At 66.1% G+C, this 17019-nt stretch carries 15 protein-coding genes; 8 read left to right on the forward strand and 7 right to left on the reverse strand.

All coding sequences use genetic code 11. From position 1 onward, the window contains the following. Positions 1–20: 20 nt before the first annotated feature. A complete protein-coding gene (hisN, locus tag AADZ55_RS06375; RefSeq protein ID WP_085323346.1) occupies positions 21–803 on the reverse strand; it encodes a histidinol-phosphatase in 783 nt (260 codons plus the stop codon). Between the two features lie 76 nt (positions 804–879). Here hisN and AADZ55_RS06380 point away from each other — a divergent pair, with 76 nt between their 5' ends. Then, positions 880–1209 carry a hypothetical protein gene (locus AADZ55_RS06380; RefSeq protein ID WP_085323347.1) on the forward strand — a complete coding sequence of 110 codons (330 nt, stop codon included), beginning with the start codon at positions 880–882 and terminating at the stop codon, positions 1207–1209. Positions 1210–1217: 8 nt separating this feature from the next. Here the strand turns inward: AADZ55_RS06380 and AADZ55_RS06385 are convergent, their stop codons facing one another. Continuing rightward, a complete protein-coding gene (locus AADZ55_RS06385) occupies positions 1218–2366 on the reverse strand; it encodes a PPE family protein (protein WP_085323348.1) in 1149 nt (382 codons plus the stop codon). Between the two features lie 782 nt (positions 2367–3148). Continuing rightward, on the reverse strand, positions 3149–4285 hold the full coding sequence (locus AADZ55_RS06390; RefSeq protein WP_085323349.1) for a PPE family protein: 1137 nt from the start codon (positions 4283–4285) through the stop codon (positions 3149–3151). Between the two features lie 741 nt (positions 4286–5026). Here AADZ55_RS06390 and AADZ55_RS06395 point away from each other — a divergent pair. Genes AADZ55_RS06395 through dosS form a run of 3 tightly spaced genes read left to right on the forward strand, consistent with a single transcriptional unit; the run spans position 5027 to position 8232 of the window. Further along, positions 5027–5833 (forward strand): universal stress protein, encoded by an 807-nt coding sequence (locus AADZ55_RS06395; protein ID WP_085323351.1) that lies wholly within the window; start codon positions 5027–5029, stop codon positions 5831–5833. Positions 5834–5857: 24 nt separating this feature from the next. Further along, on the forward strand, positions 5858–6511 hold the full coding sequence (dosR, locus tag AADZ55_RS06400; protein WP_085323352.1) for a hypoxia response regulator transcription factor DosR/DevR: 654 nt from the start codon (positions 5858–5860) through the stop codon (positions 6509–6511). Beyond that, a complete protein-coding gene (dosS, locus tag AADZ55_RS06405; protein WP_085323353.1) occupies positions 6508–8232 on the forward strand; it encodes a hypoxia sensor histidine kinase DosS/DevS in 1725 nt (574 codons plus the stop codon). Before dosR ends, dosS begins: the two co-directional genes overlap by 4 nt. Here dosS and AADZ55_RS06410 read toward each other — a convergent pair. After that, positions 8212–9210 carry an Acg family FMN-binding oxidoreductase gene (locus AADZ55_RS06410; RefSeq protein WP_085323354.1) on the reverse strand — a complete coding sequence of 333 codons (999 nt, stop codon included), beginning with the start codon at positions 9208–9210 and terminating at the stop codon, positions 8212–8214. The two genes, dosS and AADZ55_RS06410, sit on opposite strands and share 21 nt — an antisense overlap. Positions 9211–9395: 185 nt before the next feature. Between AADZ55_RS06410 and AADZ55_RS06415 the strand changes: the two genes are divergently transcribed. Further along, positions 9396–10799 carry a WS/DGAT/MGAT family O-acyltransferase gene (locus tag AADZ55_RS06415; RefSeq protein WP_085323355.1) on the forward strand — a complete coding sequence of 468 codons (1404 nt, stop codon included), beginning with the start codon at positions 9396–9398 and terminating at the stop codon, positions 10797–10799. Positions 10800–10813: 14 nt separating this feature from the next. On the opposite strand, the gene AADZ55_RS06420 is transcribed toward AADZ55_RS06415, so the two are convergent. Further along, on the reverse strand, positions 10814–11242 hold the full coding sequence (locus AADZ55_RS06420) for a pyridoxamine 5'-phosphate oxidase family protein (protein ID WP_085323356.1): 429 nt from the start codon (positions 11240–11242) through the stop codon (positions 10814–10816). Positions 11243–11245: 3 nt separating this feature from the next. Then, the gene (locus AADZ55_RS06425) at positions 11246–12229 is read right to left on the reverse strand and encodes an Acg family FMN-binding oxidoreductase (protein ID WP_085323471.1); all 984 of its coding nucleotides are present in this window, start codon (positions 12227–12229) and stop codon (positions 11246–11248) included. 144 nt (positions 12230–12373) lie between these two features. On the opposite strand from AADZ55_RS06425, the gene AADZ55_RS06430 reads away from it, so the two are divergent. Genes AADZ55_RS06430 through AADZ55_RS06440 form a run of 3 tightly spaced genes read left to right on the forward strand, consistent with a single transcriptional unit; the run spans position 12374 to position 15577 of the window. Then, positions 12374–13738, forward strand: coding sequence for an HNH endonuclease signature motif containing protein (locus AADZ55_RS06430; protein ID WP_085323357.1), 1365 nt, complete (start codon positions 12374–12376; stop codon positions 13736–13738). A 41-nt stretch (positions 13739–13779) separates the two neighbouring features. Then, complete coding sequence (locus AADZ55_RS06435; protein ID WP_165759313.1) at positions 13780–13983, forward strand: hypothetical protein; 204 nt, start codon at positions 13780–13782, stop codon at positions 13981–13983. 10 nt (positions 13984–13993) lie between these two features. Continuing rightward, on the forward strand, positions 13994–15577 hold the full coding sequence (locus AADZ55_RS06440) for an FAD-binding oxidoreductase (RefSeq protein ID WP_085323358.1): 1584 nt from the start codon (positions 13994–13996) through the stop codon (positions 15575–15577). Here the strand turns inward: AADZ55_RS06440 and AADZ55_RS06445 are convergent, their stop codons facing one another. Then, positions 15578–16954 carry an FAD-dependent oxidoreductase gene (locus AADZ55_RS06445; RefSeq protein WP_085323359.1) on the reverse strand — a complete coding sequence of 459 codons (1377 nt, stop codon included), beginning with the start codon at positions 16952–16954 and terminating at the stop codon, positions 15578–15580. It lies immediately after the preceding gene. Positions 16955–17019: the final 65 nt, after the last annotated feature.

The following is a 17019-nucleotide window of genomic DNA, read 5'->3' on the forward strand; positions in this document are numbered from 1 at the left end:
GCGCGCTCTTGAGCGCCAGGTTACCCGGCATTGAGCCGGATCAGCACCTCTTCGTGCAGCAGGCCGTTGGTTGCTACGGCGTTGCCACCGTGCGGTCCGGTGGTGCCGTCCAGGCTGGTCATCCGCCCGCCCGCTTCACGCACCAGGATGTCCAGCGCCGCCAGATCCCATACCGACACCTCCGGCTCGGTGGCAACATCGACGGCGCCCTCGGCCACCAGGCAGTACGACAGGAAGTCGCCGTAGGCACGCACCCGCCAGACGGTATCGGTCAACTCGATGAAACGTTCGCGCAGACCGAGCTGCGCCCACCCCGACAGACTGGAGAACGACAAGCTCGCCGAATTCAGCTCTGCCACAGAGGAAACCGACAGCCGTCGGGGCCGCGCGCCGTCGACCGAGGCGAACGCGCCCCGTCCGCGCGCCGCCCACCACCGTCGTTGCAACGCCGGTGCACTCACCACACCGACCGAGGGGACACCATCTTCAAGCAGCGCGATCAAACTGGCCCATACCGGCACCCCGCGGACAAAGTTCTTGGTGCCGTCGATCGGGTCGACGATCCACTGCCGTCCAGTGAAGGTCGTCGATCCGCCGAACTCTTCCCCCACGACGCTGTCGCCGGGCCGGTCGCGCGCCAATGCCTCGCGCACGTCGGATTCGACCGCCCGATCGGCGTCGGTCACCGGGGTCAGATCCGGTTTGGTGTCGATGCGCAGGTCGAGCGCCCCGAACCGGGCCCGAGTCAGCACGTCCGCACGGTCGGCCAGCGCCAGCGCGAGGATCAGATCGTCGTCGTTCATATGCACCGCTGTTCCTCATCGCTTCGCTCTGCATCGTCGCCGGTGCGGCTCATGCCAGCAGTCCTACCATGGCCGGATGGGATGGGAATTTGGCGTGCTGCTCATACTGGTCGCGGTCCTGGCGGTACTTCTTGCTCAGCGGCTTATCCCGCGCGGTCCGCGCAAAGATCTGGCGAGCGGCACGCTATTGGTCACCGGGGTCAGCCCACGACCGGACGCCGACGGCGAGCAGTATGTCACCATCGCCGGGATCATCAACGGGCCCACGGTCAATGAGCACGCCGTGTATCAACGCATGGCCGTCGACGTCGACCAATGGCCCACCGTCGGCCAAATACTTCCGGTGGTGTATTCGCCGAAGAATCCGGACAACTGGAGGTTCGCACCGACCGAGCCGACTGGTTAGGGCCCGTGTCATCCGGCCGCGGGCGGATGCGCCATCACCGTGAGCCGGACCCCGTATCGGGGTAGGACGCCGGAGGCTCGCCCCGCCGCCACTGGCACCCCCGGTACGCCCGGCATCCCGTGCTCGGCCACATCGGTCCCCGGGAGTGTGGTCAAGCCGGCGGGCGACAATGCCGCGACAGTGCGCGCCGACGGTGCGGCCCAGCTGGGCGGTACCGACAGTTGCCCGATCGAGCCCGCCCGGCCGACACTCGCGAGCACCGCATTGCCCAGGCCCGCGCCGCCGCCCGACGCAGACACCGCACCGGCCGGACTGGTCGCCGAGAAGAACGAGCCGATCCCAAAGTCGAGCGGCGCCAACTCCGCGGGATTCTCGCTGCTACCCAACATGCCCTGTATCGTGCTGTCGGTCGAAATGAGCCCGCTAACCATCGACTGCAGATCCTGGGTCACGCCGACCGTCGCGTAGACCGCAAACACTTCGTCAAGGAAGGTGAAGTCGTCCGGGACGATCGGTGGCAACCCCGGTATCTGCTGCAACAAACTGGCGATCAGCTGCGACACCACGTCGATAACCTGGGCGCTACCGACAGCTTGGTCGACAGCCGCGCTCTGAGCGGCTATCCCGGCCGGGTCGGTGGTCTGCTGTGGGGCGGAGAACGGCGTCAACTGCGCCGCCGTCGCGGCGGCGGTGGCGTAGCCGTACATCGCGGCGGCGTCCTGGGCCCACATCTCGGCGTACTGCGCCTCGAGAGCCGCGATCGCCGCGGTGTTCTGGCCGAAGAAGTTCGTCGCGATCAGCGTTAGCAGCTGCGTCCGGTTGGCCGCGACCAGTGGTGGTGGCACGGTCATGGCATGTGCTTGCTCAAAGGCCATCGCTGCCGCTCTGGCTTGGAATGCAGTTTGCTGTGTCTGTTCGGCGGTCGCATACAGCCAGCCGATATAGGGAGCGGCCGTGGCCGTCATCAACTCCGATGCCGGTCCGCGCCAGTTCAAGCTGCTGAGGCCGGAAATGACCGACCCATATGTCTCGGCCGTCGTGCCCAACTCAGCGGCCAGCGCGTCCCAGCTGCCAGCGGCGGCCAACATTGATCCTGACCCGGGGCCCGTGTACATCCGGGCAGAGTTGACCTCTGGCGGCAATAGTGCGAAATCCATTGTGTCACAGCTCCTTAACTAGATATTGATGTGGTGTCCCGAGCGCTCCGAATAACGCCGCTCATCGTGGGTGCCCGCAGTCTGGCACAGGTCAGCGCTTGTTTTTGGCGTTTCCGTGCGTGCTCGTCACTGTCGCGTGGTGGGTGGGCGCGTCGCAGACCAGGTCAAGGTGGAGTGCCGGCGGCGCTACTCGGACCGACTATCTCGACGCCGACGAGGCTGCCCCGGGCGCCTGACAAGCCTGGCCGCCGAGTCAAAATGGCTGTGGCCCAAGTCATATAGGGGCTCGCGGCGATTGAGCGCCAGTGGCTCGGGTCTGGTTACGGGCGGGTCCGAGTACACGTTCGGGGTTTCGGTGCTCGGATAGCGGCTGACGCGCTGGACACCGTGCCGTGGGATCGTGCCGTGCCGTGCCGTCAGAGGAACTCGCTGCAGGCAACAACTGATCGGGTATCCAGGCATGCACAAGGGGCATCTCGGGTTGCCTTCGGTGACGGCGTGTCCTAAAACTTGCAAAGGTATCCGGGTGCCGGGCGAAGATTCGAGTGAATTCCAGGCAGCTATTCAGTGAATTCCTGGGGCACGGCGAATCGCCGAAATCATTGAGCGCCTAGTAGATTGCAGCGCGGTCGGCGAAGGGAAATACCTAGGGTGTGGTGCAGGTCGCCGCGAGAACCGGCGCGCGGACATTTGACTCGTGTATCGACGAAAGCCGCAGTCACACAGCTGAATTCACTAGCGGCACGCTACCGGTGATCGGGGTCAGCGCGCCCGTAGCCGCGTTACCCGGCCGCGGGTGGACGCGACATCACGGTGAGCCGGACCCCGTATCGGGGGATGACACCCGAGGCTCGCCTTCCTTCCCCTCCCGGCACCCCGGGGAAGCCGGGCGTGCCATGTTCGGCTACGTCGGCCCCGTCGAGCGTGGTCATGCCGGCGCCCGACAACGCCGAGACCGGGCTGGCCGTCGGTGCGGCCCACGACGGTGGTACGGACATCGGCCCAATCGAACCCGCTCGGCCGGCACTCGCGAGCACCGCATCGTGCATGCCCGCAGCAACGCCTTTTTCCGCCGAGCTGAGCGCCGCGCCGAGGCCAAGCGCGCCCGGCGCCATCTCCGCTGGATTCTCGCTGGCGGCGCCCAGCATGCCCAGGTTGTTCTCGGCCCCGATGATCCCGGCGCATATCGACTCGATGTCCTGTGTCACGCCGACCGTCGCGTATCCAGCGAATATGGCGTCCAGGATGGAGAAGTCATCAGGGAGGATATTTGGCCACGCCCCTACTGCCTGGGACGCCGACGAGGCAAGTTGCGACAACACCGAAGCCGCATTTCCGGCGGAGTTGGCGGCGGCCTGGCTGACCGCGGCGTTCTGGGCGGTTAGCCCCGCCGGGTTGGTGGTCTGTAGTGGGGTGGAGAACGGCGTTAACTGTCTCGCGGCCGCTGAGGTGGTGGCGTAGCCGTACATCGCGGCGGCATCTTGTGCCCACATCTCGGCGTATTGCGCCTCGAGAGCGGCGATCGCCGCGGTGTTCTGGCCCAGGAGGTTCGAAGCAATCAGCGCTTTCTGCTCGAGCCGGTTGGCTGTGACCACCGCTGGGGGCACCGTCATCGCAAACGCCTGCTCGAACGCCGCGGCTGCCGCCCTGGCTTGGGTGGCGGTCTGTTTCGTCTGCGCGGCGGTCGTCTCCAGCCATTCCACGTACGGGGCCGAGATGGCCAGCATCGAAGCGGACGCCGGGCCCCACCAGTGCATGCCGGTCAGATGGGTAATCACCAAGCCGTAGTTTTCGGCCGCTGATGCCAACTCGGCGGCGAGCCCATCCCAACTGCCCGCGGCAACCAGTATGGAACTCGGTCCGGGACCGCTGTATATCCGTGCGGAGTTGATCTCCGGCGGTAGGAACGCGTACTCCATACTCCGCAGGCCCCTAACGTTCGTTGCTCGCCCGACCCCATTGACTGGTCGGTGTGGGCATGCGGGAGACGGCAGTGGCTCCCCGGATGAATCACAAGCGGTTCCCGAGGTGGCCCCCGCCCGCGCAGACCGCCTGATAGTTGTTGACCAGTACGGTAAGTCGTGCCGCGGTCAGTGTATAACTGGGCGGGGTCCGTCGCATGGTGCCGAATTGGCGAATGATCGACGTCTCGCCATCTGAATCCGCGCCACGATTCGCAGCGCGATTGGGGCGAAAAGCCATGTGGGACAATCGATATGCGGTGAAAGGATCATCGCCGGCCCGGCAAACCTGGACCATTCCTGGACTATTTCTGGGATGTTCCTGTGAAAGTTTGCAGGGGCCGGTTGTGGCAAAGATTCTTTCTCGCCCTGACGGGTTGCGGCCATCAGATGGGCGATTTCGCGCCCGTCCGCAATCGTTCACGTTTTCGACGGCGCCCTGCAAATGTTTCCGATTGTTACGGGAGTGGTGCGCCGGTGTCGACCGGCAGCGGAACGCCATCGTCGAGTTCAGTTTTGCGGCTAACTCCAACAGCGTTTCTAGATCTGTACCAACCGTCGTCTTCGCCATCGCCGGTTCATAGGGACTAATGGCCCTCGATTGGGGACCAATGCCCCTGGGAGACAGGGGTCCCCGGCCAATAGCGTGGGGATCAACCAACGGGATATGCCCGCCACCGCTGAGAATAGGAGAAGGCGATGAGCGCTCTTCGTACAGCTCCGGCAGTCGTTGTTGGCATCGACGGGTCAAGGGCGGCAACGCATGCGGCTCTGTGGGCGATCGATGAGGCGGTCAAACGAGACATTCCGCTACGACTCGTGTACGTCATCGATCCGTCCGAAACATCCGCGGCTGGCGGGGACGGGGGCCGACAATCAGCCGCCCGCGCGGCGCTGTACGAGGCCTACCGGGCGGTCGACGCCATGGGGCGACCGGTCAAGATCGAAACGGAGATCCTGCGTGGAAGGCCGCTCACCAAGCTGATGCACGAGTCCAGGTCGGCGGCGATGCTGTGTGTCGGTTCGGTCGGGCTCAATCACGTCCGCCGTGGCCGCGGTTCGGTTGCGGCGACCCTGGCCGGGTCGGCCCTGTGCCCGGTGGCTGTGATCCTGCCGGACTCGGGTGGACCGGCGACCCCCCAGGTCAGCGAGGTCGTCACCGAGGTGGACAATGGTGGCGTGCTGCGACACGCATTCGAGGAGGCGAGACTGCGGGGAGTTCCGGTGCGGGCGGTCGCTGCCCACGTTGCCGAAACACCCGAGGACGTCGAAGACGGAAACCGCTTGGCGCAAGCGCAACTGAGCCGCCGGCTCGCCCGCTGGACCCGGTTGTATCCCGACGTGCGGGTCGAGTCGGCCATCGTCCGCGGAAGTGCGTGCCGCCATCTGGCCGCCAACGCAAAGCCGGGCCAGCTGTTCGTCACCGACTCGCGCTCCGCGCACGAATTGTGTGGCGCATACCAGGCGGGATGCTCAGTACTGACGGTACGTAGTGCCAACTTGTAGGTAGCGGATCGCGGGAGTGGTGCCTTGGTAAAGGTCTTCTTGGTCGACGATCACGAGGTGGTACGCCGTGGCCTGATCGACTTGCTTGGGGCCGATCCCGAGCTCGACGTCGTGGGTGAGGCGGGCTCGGTCGCCGAGGCCTTGGCCCGGATTCCCGCGGCGCGTCCAAATGTCGCAGTGCTTGATGTCCGGTTGCCCGATGGCAACGGAATCGAATTGTGCCGGGATCTGTTGTCCCGCATGCCCGATCTGCGCTGTCTGATCCTCACGTCGTACACGTCTGACGAGGCGATGCTGGATGCGATCCTGGCCGGCGCCAGCGGATATGTCGTCAAAGACATCAAGGGGATGGAGTTGGCGCGGGCCGTTAAAGACGTGGGCGCGGGACGGTCGCTGCTGGACAACCGGGCCGCGGCCGCGTTGATGGCCAAACTGCGCGGCGGCACCGAGACGCAGGACCCGTTGTCAGGCCTCACCGACCAGGAGCGGACGCTGCTGAGCCTGCTCAGCGAGGGCCTGACCAACAAGCAGATCGCCGACCGGATGTTCCTAGCCGAAAAGACGGTGAAGAACTACGTGTCGCGACTGTTGGCGAAGCTGGGTATGGAACGCCGGACCCAAGCCGCGGTATTCGCAACGGAGTTGAAGCGCTCGCGGCCGCCCGGTGACCGACGATGACAACGGGGGATCCCGTCGACGATAGCGACGCCGCAACGCGTCCACTGCGCCATACACTTTCCCAACTGCGCCTGCGCGAGCTGCTGGTCGAGGTGCAGGACCGAGTCGAGCAGATCGTGGAGGGCCGCGACCGCCTCGACGGGTTGGTAGAGGCCATGCTGGTGGTCACCTCGGGGCTGGAGCTGGACGTCACCCTGCGGACGATCGTGCACTCCGCGACCAATCTCGTCGACGCGCGGTACGGCGCCCTGGAGGTGCACGATCGAAACAACCGCGTGCTGCAATTCGTCCACGAAGGCATCGACGAGGAAACCGTTCGGCGCATCGGCCATCTACCCGAAGGGCTGGGCGTCATCGGGCTACTCATCGAGGAGCCCAAACCTCTACGGCTGGATGATATTTCGCGGCACCCCGCCTCGATCGGCTTTCCGCCGAACCACCCGCCGATGCGGACTTTCCTCGGCGTGCCCGTCCGGGTGCGCGACGAATCGTTCGGCACCCTATACCTGACCGACAAAACCAATGGGCAGCCGTTCAGCGACGACGACGAGGTTTTGGTCCAGGCGCTGGCGGCGGCTGCGGGTATCGCCGTCGCGAACGCCCGGCTCTACCAGCAGGTCAAGGCGCGTCAATCGTGGATCGAGGCGACCCGTGACATCGCCACCGAGCTGCTGTCCGGCACCGAACCCGCGACGGTGTTCCGGCTGGTCGCCGAGGAGGCGCTGACGCTGACCGCGGCCGATGCGGCTTTGGTCGCTATCCCCGTCGAGGAGAACATTCCGGCCGTTGAGGTGGGGGAGTTGCTGGTGATCGAAACGGTTGGCAGCCCGGCGGCCGCCACCGTCGGGCGAACCATTCCGGTGGCCGACACCGCACTCGGGGAGGTCTTCGTCAACGGCACTCCGCGGCAGGTCGACCGGGTCGATCTGGACGGTCTCGCTGACGCGGGTCCAGCGTTGCTGCTGCCGCTGCGGGCCCCCGATACCGTGGCGGGTGTCGTCGTCGTGCTGCGTCAAGACGGTCCGGGATCATTCACCGACGAGCAACTCGAGATGATGGCCGCGTTCGCCGATCAGGCCGCGCTGGCCTGGCAGTTGGCCACCTCGCAGCGCCGGATGCGCGAACTCGACGTGCTGTCGGACCGGGACCGCATTGCGCGTGACCTCCATGACCATGTGATCCAGCGTCTCTTCGCGGTCGGCCTGGCGTTGCAGGGTACCGTTCCGCGGTCACGCGATTCCGAAGTGCAGCAGCGACTCTCGGAGGCTGTCGACGATCTGCAGGACGTCATCCAGGAAATCCGGACGGCCATTTTCGACCTGCACGGAGCAGCGCAGGGCCCCACTCGGCTCCGGCAGCGGATCGACGCAGCGGTGGCCCAGTTCGCTGGCTCGGGGTTGCGCAGTTCGGTCCAGTTCGTCGGACCGTTGTCGGTGGTCGACAGCGTGCTCGCCGATCACGCCGAGGCGGTGGTCCGCGAAGCGGTCAGCAACGCGGTCCGGCACGCGCAGGCAAGCGCGTTGACGGTTCGGGTGAAGGTCGACGACGACTTGTGCATCGAGGTGAGCGACAACGGCCGCGGGATGCCCGACGAGTTCACCGGCAGCGGCCTGACGAATCTGCGGCGGCGCGCTGAGCAGGCCGGCGGTGAGTTCAGGATCGAGCGCACGACCGCGGCGGGCGGAACGTTGCTGCGATGGTCAGCGCCACTGCTCCAATAGCCGTTCCGGCCACTCGATGACCTCGGAAAGTGCCCGCCGCGGTGTCGACGGCAACGGGTCGGCGTTGATCGGGGCCCAGCCCACCCGCAGCAGCATCTGCGGGTGGCCGCTGGCGCCGAAGACGTCGGCGCGCAGGGCGTCGCGTGTTTCGGCGATCTCCAGGGGTTCGGTGATCGGGCAGGACGCCAACCCCATCGCGGTCGCGGTCAACAGCACGACGCTGGTCGCCTCGCCGGCACGCAGCCGGGCCAACCGGTCGTCGGCTTCGGTGCCCAGGGCCAGGATCGCGGCGTTGTCGTTGGCGGGTGACACACCGGACGGCTGAGACAGGCCGGGCCCGGCGAACAGGCGACCGGGGATCGGCGCGCTGGGGTCCGACGGCGGGGCGCTGCGGGCCGGAACCCCGGCCACCGAACCGTACCGTCCACTCCAGGTGGTGAGTTCACGGAGGTATTCGTCGTTGCTGGAATGGTCTCGGACAGCTTGCGCCACAATGGCTTTCATGCGTTCCAGGGCACCAATCTGCCGCAGCATGACCCCGCTGCGAGCCGCCCGGGCAGCCATCAGCGCAATGTCACCTCCCGGCACCGGCCAGGAGCCGTAGGCGCGCCGGTCGGTGCGTCGCCGCGGTATGGCCGCCGCCAGCGCGATATCGGTGTGATCGGGAATGTGCGGTTGCACCTCGATGGTGGCCAGGTGACGGGGGTTCTCGGGGCTGGGAAGGCGACGGACCTTGGCTTGCCATCCCAGCGAGGCCATAGCGACGACGCAGTGGTGCAACGCAATACCGCAGCTGATGATCAAGTCGCGTGCGTCCGGGTCGGCGCTGCGCAGCTGCATGTCCGAGTCGCAGTACAGGTCCAGGCGATCGGTGCCCACCCGCCACCGCCATGGTTGTGTGTTGTGGATCGAGGGTGCGCGGGTGGCCAGTGTCAGGACGGTCTGGAGCGTGTCGGCGTCCGGGAAATGGGCGTTCATGGCTGCCGGGCCCTTCCGATCGACGACTGTGGTCATACCTCAAGGATCGCGCGACCACAGCTGCGGTGGCAGGGCACGAAGGCCCCCGCAGCGGAGGACCTTTGGCCCTGCTTCACGCACCCCTAGCAGCGGATAGTGGTACTGCGGGTTGCAGATAAACCGCGGATAGCTGGGAGGGGCTGATCATGAATCACCTGACGACACTGGACGCCGGGTTCCTCGAGGCGGAGGACGTGGATCGGCACGTCAGTCTGGCAATCGGCGGTCTGGCGATCATCGAGGGGCCGGCGCCCGATCAGGATTCGTTCCTGTCGTCGCTTGCCCAGCGTATCGGTGCCTGTCCCCGGTTCGGCCAGCGGTTGCGACTGCACCCGCTCGACCTCGGTGCGCCCGAATGGGTGGACGATCCCGACTTCGATCTTGCTCGTCATGTGCGGCGCACCGCATTGCCGCGGCCTGGCGCCGAAGGCGACCTATTCGAGCTGATCGCCGATTTGATGGCACGTCGTTTGGACCGGGATCGACCGCTGTGGGAGGTCTGGGTTATCGAGGGCCTGGCTGACAACAGGTGGGCCATATTGACCAAGCTTCATCACTGCATGGCCGATGGAATCGCGGCTACTCACGTGCTGGCCGGGCTGTCCGACGAAGGCGTCGGCGATAGCTTCGCGAGCAACATCCACGCGGCCCGGGAGTCGGAATCCCCAAGTGCGCAGCGGGGCGGATTCAGGATCAATCCGATAAGCGCGCTGGGCGGGGTGTGGAACGCGTCAACCACCATCGCGGCGGGCGTTGTCCGCGCGGCCCAGGGGGCCGGTGAGATCGCGGCCGGCCTGCTTAGTCCCGCCGCGTCGTCGCTGACCGGGCCGATCAGCGATTTGCGTCGCTACAGCGCGGCACGCGTCGCGCTTGCCGACGTCGAACAGGTCTGCCGAAAATTCGACGTGACCGTCAATGATGTTGCACTCACTGCGATTACGGAAAGCTACCGCAATATCCTCATTCAGCGAGGTGAGCGGCCTCGGTTTGATTCGCTGCGTACGCTCGTGCCGGTTTCGACGCGCTCCAACGGCGCTCTCGGGGAGACGGATAACCGTGTCTCGTTGATGCTGCCCTATCTGCCGGTGGATGAGGAGGACCCGGTTCAGCGATTGCGCATCGTGCACTCGAGGCTGACACGGACCAAGACGAGCGGACAGAGCCAAGCCGGAAATGCGTTGATGACGATGGCCAACCGCCTTCCGTTCCCCTTGACCGCGTGGGCGGTCAGGCTGTTGATGCGGCTGCCGCAGCGCGGTGTCGTCACCGTGGCGACAAATGTGCCCGGTCCACGTCGGCCGCTGCAGATCATGGGCAGACGGGTGCTTGGCCTATACCCGGTTCCACCGATCGCGATGCAACTGCGCACCGCTGTCGCGATGCTCAGCTACGCCGACGACTTGTACTTCGGGATCCTGGCAGACTATGACGTGGTGGCCGATGTGGACCAGCTTGGGTGGGGAATCGAAGCCGCCGTCGCACGACTGGTGGCGATCAGCAAGCGGCGCAAGGTCCCTCGCGCTCGCGGAGCATTGTCCCTGGTTGTGTGACAGCGCGATAATCGTCATGCAAAGGTATCGCTGCGGTCCGGTTCCGGACCGAACCTGAAGTGGCGGCCGCTGATCTCCGACGGGATCACCCGCACGTAGTGAAGTTTTAGCGTCGCGGTCCACGGCAGCAGCTGGGCGCCCTCGGCCTCGCGGATCTCTGCATCGGTTTTCAGCACCTGGGCGCGACCTTTGATGATCACACTCCAGCCCTCGGCGACGTTGTGGTCGTCTGCCTCGAATACCACGGTGCTCTTGGCGACGGCCGAAAACAGTTTGGTGCCCTCCGCGGTGCGAAACAGCACGGTACGGCCTTGCACAACGAAGTTGACCGGGAAGATCTCGGGTTCGCCGGCGAAGGCGGTAACCAGCCGGCCCAGCGCGACGCTGCTCAGCCGATCCCAACTCTGGCCGTCTGACAGCAAGGAAACGGGCTCATCGGTCATGGCTCAACCTTTCTCGGGCATCTGACGAATCTCTAGAACGCCGTCCAGCGGACGCCGCGGGCTGGGGGCGGGAGCATCTTCCAGTGGCGGCGCTGTCCCTACCCGGATCAAGGCCTGCGGCTCGCCGCGCTGTCCGATCAGGCCGCGCACGATGTCGCGACTCTCGCGCGATTCGATCAAATGGGTCAACGTGCAGGTGGCCATACCGGACATGGTGCATTCGAGTAGGACGGTCGACAGCACTTCGCCACACCTCAACACGTCGGTCCGGGTGTCCTCAGGTGTCGACAGGACAAGGATTTTCGACCGGTCGGCCGTGATCGGTGCCCGGCGATCCTGATGGCCTCGGACTGGGAAGCTTCGGCCCACGTCAACCCGCAAGCGTTCGGCATCTGACGCCAGCGCGTCCGGCGGCACGCCCTGGGCCAGCGCGAACGGTGAAGTCCACCATTCGAGTTCGGCATGGTAGTACGGATCGTCACGTCGCAGGGCTTCGCTGAGTTGTGACGCTTCCACCAGTCGTGTTCGTTGAACATCAGACAGGACATCAAGCATCGCAACGTTTTTGTCGAAGGCGTCTCTCAGGATGGGCTCAAACAGGTGCCAGTAGGTGGGACGGTCAAACGGAAGTCGATCGGTTCTGCGTTGCAGAATCGCCTGGGCGCGATTGCGCTGCGCTGCGCTGCCCTGATCGATGGGACTGAATTCGACGGTGGCCAACTGATCGGGCCTGCTCGGATTGGGAAAACGAGTGATATTCGCTTGCCAATGCGCTGCCGCCATGGTGATCCTTAGGTGATCCAGTACGGCACCACAACTGATGATCGCATCCCGGCCGGAATGGTCTGTGGCCGGCACTATTCGGCGACGATCGACGAATAGGTGGACAGTCCTATTCTCGGGGCCGCCTTCTGCCACCCAACGCCAGGGTTGGCTGTTGTGCACTGAGGGCGCGCGGCAGGCCAACAGCACCGCCCACTTAAGCACGTCCATGTCCACGACTTGACGCTACGGCGAAACATCTTGAGCCAGTAGAGCCTTTGGTCCTCGGTGCTAAACCCCTTGTGTCACAGTAGTTTCAGCCGCCTCAGGGCGGCGATTCTTGTCGGTAACCCCGCATAGTATTCAGGCATGGGTTCGAGTAGTCGTGAGGAGATCGTCGAGGTCTTCGACACACTCGATGCCGATCTGGACCGTGTCTGCGAGTTGACGTTTGATGCGTTGACGACCCCAGAGCGATTAGCGCTGTTGGAGCGCCTGCAGCGGGTGGCGCGCCGGCTGCCGGTGCCCCAACACGCGCTGATCAATCAGATCGCCGAGCAGGCGGGCGAAACCGAGTTGGGCGGCACATTGTCCCGGGTGTTGGCCGATCGGTTGCGCATTACCCGCGGCGAAGCCGGCCGGCGGGTGGCCGAGGCCGCCGAGCTCGGGGAGCGCCGAGCCTTGACAGGTCAGCCGTTGCCGCCGGTGCTGACCGCGACCGCCGCGGCGCAGCGCGACGGAAGAATCGGGGCGGCGCACGTGCAGGTGATCCGCGGGTTCGTACACCGGTTACCGGCCGATATCGACGTCGAGACGGGCGAGAAGGCCGAAGCCCATCTGGCCAAGCTGGCCAGCCAGTTTCGGCCCGATCAGCTCACCAAACTGGCCCAGCGGCTCACCGACTGCCTGAACCCCGACGGCGAGTACACCGAGGAGGATCGGGCCCGCCGGCGTGGGCTGACGTTAGGGAAGCAGGATGTCGATGGGATGTCGCGGTTCAGCGGCTGGTTGACTCCCGAGGCGCGCGCCACCGTGGAGGCGGTGTTGGCCAAACTGGCGGCCCCGGGCATGTGCAATCCCGCCGACGACACCGCCTGCGTGGACGGCCCACCGTCCCACCAGGTCATCGGGCGTGATACCCGCAGCGCCGGTCAGCGCAATCATGACGGGCTCAATGCCGCGCTGCGTGCACTGCTGGCCAGCGGCACGCTTGGGCAGCACAACGGATTACCGGCGAGCATCATCGTGTCCACCACGCTCAAGGACCTGGAAGCCGCGGCGGGCACAGCTCTTACCGGGGGCGGCACGCTGCTGCCCATGAACGATGTGATCCGGCTGGCCCGCCATGCGAATCACTACTTGGCGATTTTCGACCAGGGCAAGGCCATCGGGCTCTACCACACCAAGCGGTTGGCGTCCCCAGGGCAGCGAATCGTGTTGTACGCCAAGGACCGCGGTTGCACCCGCCCCGGGTGCGACGTGCCCGGGTATGAGTGCGAGGTCCACCACCTGACCCCCTACGCCCAATGCCGCACCACCGACGTCAACCACCTCAGCTTCGCCTGCGGCCAAGACCATCCGCTGGCCGAACAGGGCTGGACCACCCGAAAAAACGCCCACGGCCACACCGAGTGGATCCCGCCGCCCCACCTCGACCACGGCCAACCCCGAACCAACACCTACTTCCACCCGGAGAAACTGCTCGCAGGAGACGACGACGAAGACGACCGCTGATCGCTGCTTGCATTGTGGTAGTCAGCTGGCATCCTGAAGGCATGCCAGGCAAGGAAATCGATCGGGTCCGGGCGACCAGTGCGCTCGCAGTGATCAGGCAGCACCCGGTAATGGTGTTATTCGTGCTGTCGCCGGTGCTCGCCGGATTGGGTGTCATCTGGTGGCTCGCCGGCGCTGGCTGGGCTATCGCGGCGGCCCTGGTGCTGCTGGTCGCCGGCGGAGCCATGGTCGTCCTCAAGCGCTGACACCGTCGGCATGCGTTCCTGGTGGGGTTGGGGCACGGTCGAGGACGCGCTCTCCGAGCGCGAGACGCGCGAACTAGTGTCCCGGGTCGCCGCGTTGCTGTCCGGAGCGGACCTGACCGACCACCCGCCGCCGGACCCGACCGCGCTCGGCGTCGCGGCCCCACGGATCACCCCGCCGGCATCGCTGGCCGCGCTCTGCTCGACTGATCCTGTCGACCGGGCTGGACACGCCCGCGGCAAGGCGTTTCGCGACGTCGCACGCAACCTGCAGGGCCAGCTTGAGCACCTCCCCGACCTGATCGCCCGACCGCGCAGCGAGCAAGACCTGGTTGACGTGCTCGATTGGTGTGCGTGCGGGGAAATTTCGGTCATCCCGTACGGCGGCGGCAGCTCAGTGGTCGGCGGCGTCGAGCCACGCTTCGACGAGCCGGCGGTCACGATGGACGTCACCGCCATGGGCGCGGTGCTGGAGATCGATCGCGTCAGCCGCGCTGCGCGCATCCAGGCGGGTGCGCTCGGTCCGGCGCTCGAGGACCAGCTTCGCCCCCACGATCTGACCCTGCGTCACTTCCCACAGTCCTTCGGGTTCTCGACTCTCGGCGGTTGGTTGGCCACCCGCGCCGGCGGGCATTTCGCCACGCTCTATACCCACATCGACGACCTGACCGAATCGCTGCGGGTCGTCACTCCGGCCGGAATCAGCGAATCGCGGCGGCTGCCCGGATCCGGCGCTGGGCCATCCCATGACCGGCTGTTCCTCGGGTCCGAGGGGACGCTCGGCATCATCACCGAGGCGTGGATGCGGTTGCAAAACCGTCCCCGGTGGCAGGTCACGGCGTCAGTGGCGTTCGACGATTGGGCCGCCGCGGTCACCGCGACCCGAACGATTGCGCAGGCCGGGCTTTACCCGGCGAACTGCCGGCTGCTGGATCCGGCCGAGGCGTTCCTGAACGCCGGCACGCCGGTCGGCGGCGGGCTGTTAGTGCTGGCGTTCGAATCGGCTGACCACCCTATTGACCCGTGGCTTGACCGCGCCGTGGTGATCACCGCCGAACACGGCGGCACCGTGATCGCGCGGCGCAGTCGCGAAACTACAAGTGACGCAACCGAACACGACGCCGCTACGAACTGGCGCTCCGCTTTTCTGCGGATGCCGTATCAACGAGACGCGCTGGCCCGCCGCGCAGTCATCGCCGAGACGTTCGAAACCGCGTGCACCTGGGCCGGATTCGATGCGCTGCATGCCGCAGTGACCGATGCCGCCCGGGCGGCGATCGGAAAGGTCTGCGGGACCGGGGCGGTGACCTGCCGGTTCACCCATGTCTACCCCGACGGACCGGCGCCCTACTACGGCATCTACGCCGGTGGGAGTTGGGGATCGCTCGACGTGCAGTGGGACGAGATCAAGGCCGCCGTGTCGGAGGCGATCAGCGCCACCGGCGGTACCATCACCCACCACCACGCGGTCGGTCGCGACCATCGCCCCTGGTACGACCGGCAGCGTCCCGACCCGTTCGCCGCAGCCCTGCGGGCAGCGAAGTCCGCACTCGACCCGGCCGGGATCCTCAACCCGGGGGTGCTGTTCGGTCCCTGATCAGCCGTGCCCAATCCGCAGCAGCTCGGCCAGGCTCGGCAATTTGACCCGGGGACGCCCGTGCGGTTCGCCCGCCGCCCGCTCGAAGTGGTCGATGGCCTGCCAGTGCTCGGAGGTCACCAGTTTCGGTTGGCGTGCGGCCAGCCAATCGATCAGCTTGTCGGCATGGTCGGCAGCGAAATCGGCCAGGCCGTTGTCCCCGGCACCGGCAAGATCCTTGATCAAGGTGTCCACGGTGTCCTGGGAGTCCTTCTTGTTGGTCCCGATCACTCCGGTCGGCCCGCGCTTGATCCACCCGACGACGTATTCGTTGCGGCTGCCGTCGATTCGGCCGCCGGTGTTGGGGATGGTCCCGCTCTTGTCGTCGAAGGGCAGCCCGGGCGTGGGCACACCGCGGTAGCCGACCGACCGCACGACGAGCTGAACCGGCAGCTCCTCGCGTTCGCCGGTGTCCTTGGCTGCCACCCGCCCGCTGCTGTCGGAGACCAGCTCGTTGCGGCCCAGCACGATCCGCTCCACCTTGCCGTCGCCTCGGATCTCGATCGGAGAGGTCAGGAACCGGAACACCATGCGGCGGTGTCCCGGGCGGGGTTCGCGGCCCGCATAGCCGCGCAACACCTTGATGTTTTGCTTGCAGACCTTGCCCACCGCGGCCGCGTCCTCGTCGGTAATGCCGTCCAGGTCCGCCGGGTCGATCACCACGTCAACCCCGTCGAGGTCGGCCAGCTCGCGCAGCTCCAGCGTGGTGAACGCGGCCTGTAGCGGGCCTCGCCGGCCGACGATCACCACTTCCTCCACACCGCGTGGGCGCAGCGACGCCAAGGCGTGGTCGGCGATATCGGTGCGGGCCAGCTCTTCGGGATCGGTGATCAGAATGCGTGCGACGTCCAGCGCGACGTTTCCATTGCCAATGACGACGGCTCGGGCACCCGACAGATCCGGTGCCACCCGCTCAAAACTTGGGTGCGCGTTGTACCAGCCCACGAAGTCGACCGCGGCGATACTGCCCGGCAGGTCCTCGCCGGGGATGTGCAACGCACGATCGGACTGCGCGCCGACAGCGTAGATCACGGCGTCGTAGTGCTCGGCCAGTTCGGCGGACTGGACGTGTTCGCCCACGACCACGTTGCCGAAAAAGCGGAAGCGGGGGTCTTCGGCCGTGTTCTCGAACTGTTTGCTGATCGACTTGATCTTGGGGTGATCCGGCGCGACCCCGGAGCGCACCAGCCCCCAGGGCGTCGGCAACATCTCCAGCATGTCGACGGCCACGTCGATCTCCTCGGACGTGTCGGCGGCCTTCAGCAAAGATGCCGCGGCGAAGAACCCCGACGGTCCGGAGCCGACGATGGCTATGTGATACGGGTGGTACTGGCGCATACGCGAGCCTTCTGTTTGTGCCCGGCTGCGGCGCATGGGGCTGTGAAACGGATGGGCCGCAGTCG

This window comes from Mycobacterium decipiens (assembly GCF_963853665.1).
Taxonomy (GTDB): domain Bacteria; phylum Actinomycetota; class Actinomycetes; order Mycobacteriales; family Mycobacteriaceae; genus Mycobacterium; species Mycobacterium decipiens.